Genomic DNA, 5,358 nt, shown 5'->3' on the forward strand with positions numbered 1-5,358 from the left:
AGAACCGACTGATACTCAAGAAAAATATCAATAAAAACATTAAGCCGGTGGCAACCCTCACAACTAATATATTCCGGTTAGACGGCATCATCGTATTAGATATTGAAGGCAGACTGGATACTGCCAATGCACGTGATTTCAACAATGCTATACAACCGCTGCTCGAAGAGAAGCAACCCAATATCATAATCAACTGTGAGCAGATGTCTTACATCAGTAGTTCCGGATTAAGAGGATTCCTCATTCTTCAAAAGAGTGTAGCTAAAAATGGCGGACACCTCGCTATAGAAGCCATGCAGCCGGAAATCAGACATATTTTTGAAATAACAGGATGCATTTCAATTTTCAACATTCGCTAAATTCTGAAATCAGCATGAGAAAACTAAAGTTCATTGCATGCTTGTTACCGGCAATGCTATTTCTTTTTCCATATAGTGTGCAAGCACAAAGCATTATTCTCACTCCTAAATGGACTGCCCAAGCACAATTTACCGGTTATTATGTGGCAGAGAAGTTAGGCTTCTACAAGGAAGCAGGGCTCGACTTAAAGATACAACATCCTGCCATATCGGAAAGCTCTTTCTCTATGATGGAGAAAGGGCGTGCACAAGTGGTAGTGATGAATCTATCGTACGCATTTATGGAACGGCTTTCCGGTGCACGTGTAGTGAATATATTGCAAACTTCACAAGAGAATAGCCTGATGCTGATAAGCCACTCTCCCATAAAAAATGAGACATCGCTACACAATCAGAAAATAGCCGTATGGAACCATTTGAGTTATAAACTACTGGACCGTCTTGCCGACCATTATAAATTAGGTGCTATAGAATGGACACGTTTCAACAGTGGAGTCAATGTGTTTATGTCCGGTGCTGTAGATATCTGTCTGGTTGGCAGTTACAACGAGTATTTACAGCTTGCGGAATATGGAATGCAGATTGATTCTGCTAATGTATTACGTCTTGCTGATTATGGCTATAACATACCCGAAGACGGACTTTATGTTACCGAAGAGTTTTACAACAAGAATCCGGAAATTGCGCATAAGATAGCAAAGGCTAGTATGCGTGGCTGGGTATGGGCTAACGAACATCGTGAAGAAGCTTTGGATATTGTCATGGAACAAATCAAAAAACACAATATCGGTACTAACCGTTACCACCAACGCAAAATGTTGGAAGAAGTATTACGGTTGCAAATAAACCGACAAAACGAACAACGCACTTACCACTTGAGCCGTGAAGGATTTGAACTTGCTTCCAAGATACTTACGCCGAAAGGTACACACGCCATTCGTTATGAGGATTTCGTCAAATAACCTTTAGCACTTGCCAACTCATGAAACGTATATATTCTCATTCATTCGCCACAAAACTAAGCATTTACGTCTTGTCTTTCACGCTGGTTGTATTCACTTGCGTCATGGCACTATTCTACCATTATAGCCGTGAAAAGATAACCGATGATGCCATTGATCATGCACACGGAGCACTCAAGAACATTGCCACGCAAATCAGCGGAGAACTTCGTATTGTAGAGTCCACTCTTAAACAGTCAACCTGGCTCATAGAGAAGAACAGGAATCATCCGGACTCCTTGCGCAACATTATCATGCCGATTGTCAGCGGAAACAACTTGATTGTGGGAAGTGGAATTGCCTTTATCCCCGAATATTACAAAGAGAAAGGTAAATATTTCATGCCGTATGCTTCGGCTGAAACCTCACAGAGCCAGGATATAAAATATCAGGTATTAGGTGGAACCGACTATGACTATCCATGTATGGACTGGTTTCTGATTCCCAAATTACTAAAGCAGAATTATTGGAGTGAACCTTATTATGATACAGGAGGTGGAAATACTATAATGAGTACTTACTCATTACCCTTATGCGACAAGAAGGGAGAAGTGTTTGCTATTTTCACCGCAAACATCTCCTTATCTCATTTCACGGATATTATTAACGAGTTAAAGCCCTATGCATCAAGCTATACTTTTCTGCTCAGTCGTAATGGTAGCTACCTGACTCATCCTAATCTGACGAAGATTATGAATGAAACGATCTTCTCCGATGCTTACGATACACAGGATAGTGAAAAGGAAAAGCTAGGTAAAGATATGCTGGCAGGGCACACCGGCACTACACAATTCGACAATGCCAGTCAAAATTCTTATGCTTTCTATACTTCCATTCCTAACAGTGGTTGGTCTATCTGTACAGTATGTTCCAGCCAAGTAATATTGAGCAAACTGGATTCCACATTGCATCGCATTATCTATATCTTCCTGGCCGGAATGTTGATACTGTTGCCGCTATTATACCATATTATCCACAGACTGGTACGTCCACTCAGAGCCTTCTCCAAATCGGCCCGCGCCATTGCTACAGGACGCTTCGATATAAATCTGCCAGAAGTACACTCTAAGAATGAGATCAAGGATTTGCGCGACTCATTGGTTTACATGCAACACTCCCTATCTACCTATGTATCAGAGTTGCAAGCCACAACAGCTGCCAAAGAACGTATTGAAAGCGAGTTATCCATTGCCCATGAAATTCAGATGGGAATGATTCCCAAAATATTCCCTCCTTATCCGGAGCGTAAAGATATAGACTTGCATGCAGTGCTTCAACCTGCCAAAGAAGTGGGTGGCGACCTTTATGATTTCTTTATTGACGACGACCGCCTCTACTTTGTGGTAGGTGACGTTTCTGGCAAAGGAGTTCCCGCCTCTCTTTTTATGGCTATTGCCCGAAGCCTGTTCCGTACATTGTCGCAACAATTCGATTCGCCTGCTAAGATCATGACGCACATGAACCGTTCGATTTCCGAGAATAACGAATCGAGCATGTTCATCACCCTATTTATTGGCATTTTAGACCTGAAGACCGGACACATGCGCTTCTGTAATGCAGGACATAACCCACCTATCGTAATACCTGTACACGGAGTACCTTATTTCCTGAAAGCAAGAATACAAGTCTTTGTTGGTATTGTCGAAGATATGGAATACACGGAAGAAGAGATTGAAATTGAGAAAGACAGTCTACTCTTACTTTATACCGACGGTGTGACCGAAGCCGAAGATGAGTCCAAGAAACTTTATGGAGAAGACCAGCTGCTACAAACCGTAGAGCAGAACGAGACACACCACGTACGCGACATCGTGGATTCTGTAATTGAATCGGTTGCCAATCACGTGCAACAAGCAGAAGCCAGTGACGACCTTACTATCTTAATACTTCACTACAAATCAGAATAACATCATGGAAAAAGAAATTCGAATTACCAACAATTTGGACGAGATCGGAACATTAGCCGAGTTTATCGAAGAATTAGGCGCAGAGTTATCCTTATCTATGGAAACCACTATGCACATCAATCTAGCTTTGGAAGAAGCAGTTTCCAACATCATCATGTATGCTTACCCGCAAGAAGAAGCACACGAAATTATATTGAAAACCTCTGCAACCGAAAATCAGCTTATCTTCTTTTTGACAGATAACGGTCTTTCATTCGACCCCACCAGTGCTCCTGAAGTTAACCTCGACATACCTGCCGAGGAACGTCAGATAGGAGGACTTGGCATCTTCCTTATCCGAAGAATCATGAATGAGGTTACCTATCGACGGTTAGATGGCGAGAACCACCTAACCATGAAGAAGAATCTCTAACCAGAGGAGCATCTATCCAAGTACCCATTTCGTCTTCTTTCCGAAGCAACGGTATGCCATTGCTACCAAGAACCAGGATATGCCAAAAGCAATCACGGCCGCACAAGGAATTTGCAGACTGATGGGTACATGAAGCGCTCGCATCCATACTACGGTGGGACCGGTAAAGAAGTAATGTATCATGTAGACGCCAAATCCGCAAAGCGTGAGGTTGGCAAAGACTTTCTTCAATCGTTCGGAAGTGAAGTTCACTTTCTTGCAAAGCATAAATACAGGTATTGTCATCATCACTACATTCAGTGAACAGTAGGTGAAGAACAATTCCAGCCCTTCGGGCGTACAATCGGGTTGTGCCGTCATGTGGCGGAATCCGAAGAATGTCACAACATATCCCACTGCAAACATCGGGATTCCCCATCCCAAGAGTTGCTTGGTTGTCCAGTCGTGATGACGCAGATAATGCCCCAATAACAGGTAACCGTTGAAACCGGCAAAGTAATAAAGTGTGCCGAATGCGTTCCACGAGCATGTTCCCCAAAGGTATTCAGATACAAATTCGTTATAATAAGGTATTAGTAACGTCACTCCCCATGTAATAAGGAACCATAACTTAGCACGTTCCGATACTTTCTCCACCCAAGCAGAGAAAATAGGCATATAGAGGTAAAGTCCTATCAACAGATAGATGTACCACATGTGCACATCGAGCAACGAGAAATTAAAAGGCAACTCTGCTATATACCCCATGCTTACAGCAAGAGATTGGCGCATCACTTCTTCACCCGAGTAAGGGAAGAAATCGAGGATTACCCGTGGTTCTACACCCAGTAGCCCCGTAAACCATGGGAATAAATTATAGATTATCGACCAAATAAGGAAAGGAAAGAATACCCGCGGAATACGTTTTTTATAGAATACGGACGTTTCACCACTTATCGGCAATAGTAAAGCACCGGTTATCATTACAAAAAGAGGTACACAAGGTCGAAGTGCCGCTCCATAAACGGCTCCCCAAAACTTAATGTCTACAATCTCAGGGGAATCTCCGGGATAGAAATTAAAAGGATCTGTACAATGGCAGCACACTACTGTAAACATAGCTACCAAACGAACTACATCCAACCAAACGATGTGTTGCTGTGGGTTTTGTCGTGTAAGAGTTTGATTCATGTTATTAGATATTAGTAATTGAGGGGTTAAAGATAAAAAAATTAGCCGAAATATAAAAAAGACATAAGTAGTACAGAATAATGGTCCGCCATTTTTTTAATTAATTATGTAAATCAGTAGTTTAAATTAGTTCAAAATGGGGAAGAAATGAGCTAAATACGCGTATCTTATTTTTCGACGCAGATGACGCAGATGACGCAGATTTAATGGCTGCCTATAACATGAAAGAGAAAAAATCTGCGTTATCTGCGTTATCTGCGTCATCTGCGTCGAAAAATTAATTCATAACAGAAAAGAAATGAGCTAAACAACAGATAGTAACAGTCTCCATTTGTCATGAAATATTTTTTGCCAAAATCGAGAATTGTCATTTACAACGTATTGTATATCAGGGATTTTCGTTGAGGTAGCCTCACATAACGACTGAGGTAGCCTCACATAACGACAGAGGCAGCCTCTCATAACGACAGAGAGTACCAAAGATAACGACTGAGGTTACCTCTGTTTTA

5 protein-coding genes are annotated in these 5,358 nt (G+C 41.8%); 4 read left to right on the forward strand and 1 reads right to left on the reverse strand.

What is annotated here, in order from left to right; translation table 11 throughout:
* The 4 genes from Q1W14_RS12800 to Q1W14_RS12815 form a co-directional block, all read left to right on the forward strand.
* On the forward strand, positions 1 to 359 hold a 359-nt coding region (locus tag Q1W14_RS12800), incomplete at its 5' end, for an STAS domain-containing protein (RefSeq protein WP_300701961.1).
* A gap of 14 nt (positions 360 to 373) precedes the next feature.
* Positions 374 to 1,321 carry an ABC transporter substrate-binding protein gene (locus Q1W14_RS12805; RefSeq protein WP_300701963.1) on the forward strand — a complete coding sequence of 316 codons (948 nt, stop codon included), beginning with the start codon at positions 374 to 376 and terminating at the stop codon, positions 1,319 to 1,321.
* Positions 1,322 to 1,341: 20 nt separating this feature from the next.
* Positions 1,342 to 3,267 carry a SpoIIE family protein phosphatase gene (locus tag Q1W14_RS12810; protein WP_300701965.1) on the forward strand — a complete coding sequence of 642 codons (1,926 nt, stop codon included), beginning with the start codon at positions 1,342 to 1,344 and terminating at the stop codon, positions 3,265 to 3,267.
* Positions 3,268 to 3,271: 4 nt separating this feature from the next.
* Positions 3,272 to 3,679 carry an ATP-binding protein gene (locus tag Q1W14_RS12815; RefSeq protein WP_300701967.1) on the forward strand — a complete coding sequence of 136 codons (408 nt, stop codon included), beginning with the start codon at positions 3,272 to 3,274 and terminating at the stop codon, positions 3,677 to 3,679.
* Positions 3,680 to 3,691: 12 nt separating this feature from the next.
* On the opposite strand, the gene Q1W14_RS12820 is transcribed toward Q1W14_RS12815, so the two are convergent.
* A complete protein-coding gene (locus tag Q1W14_RS12820) occupies positions 3,692 to 4,849 on the reverse strand; it encodes an acyltransferase (RefSeq protein WP_300701968.1) in 1,158 nt (385 codons plus the stop codon).
* Positions 4,850 to 5,358: the final 509 nt, after the last annotated feature.

This window comes from Bacteroides sp., from assembly GCF_030151085.1.
Lineage (GTDB): Bacteria > Bacteroidota > Bacteroidia > Bacteroidales > Bacteroidaceae > Bacteroides.

Bases quoted from the DNA above. Each gene is read 5' to 3' on its own strand.
- Q1W14_RS12805 (WP_300701963.1), top strand. From the start codon at position 374: ATGAGAAAACTAAAGTTCATTGCATGCTTGTTACCGGCAATGCTATTT.
- Q1W14_RS12810 (WP_300701965.1), top strand. From the start codon at position 1,342: ATGAAACGTATATATTCTCATTCATTCGCCACAAAACTAAGCATTTAC.
- Q1W14_RS12815 (WP_300701967.1), top strand. From the start codon at position 3,272: ATGGAAAAAGAAATTCGAATTACCAACAATTTGGACGAGATCGGAACA.
- Q1W14_RS12820 (WP_300701968.1), bottom strand. From the start codon at position 4,849: ATGAATCAAACTCTTACACGACAAAACCCACAGCAACACATCGTTTGG.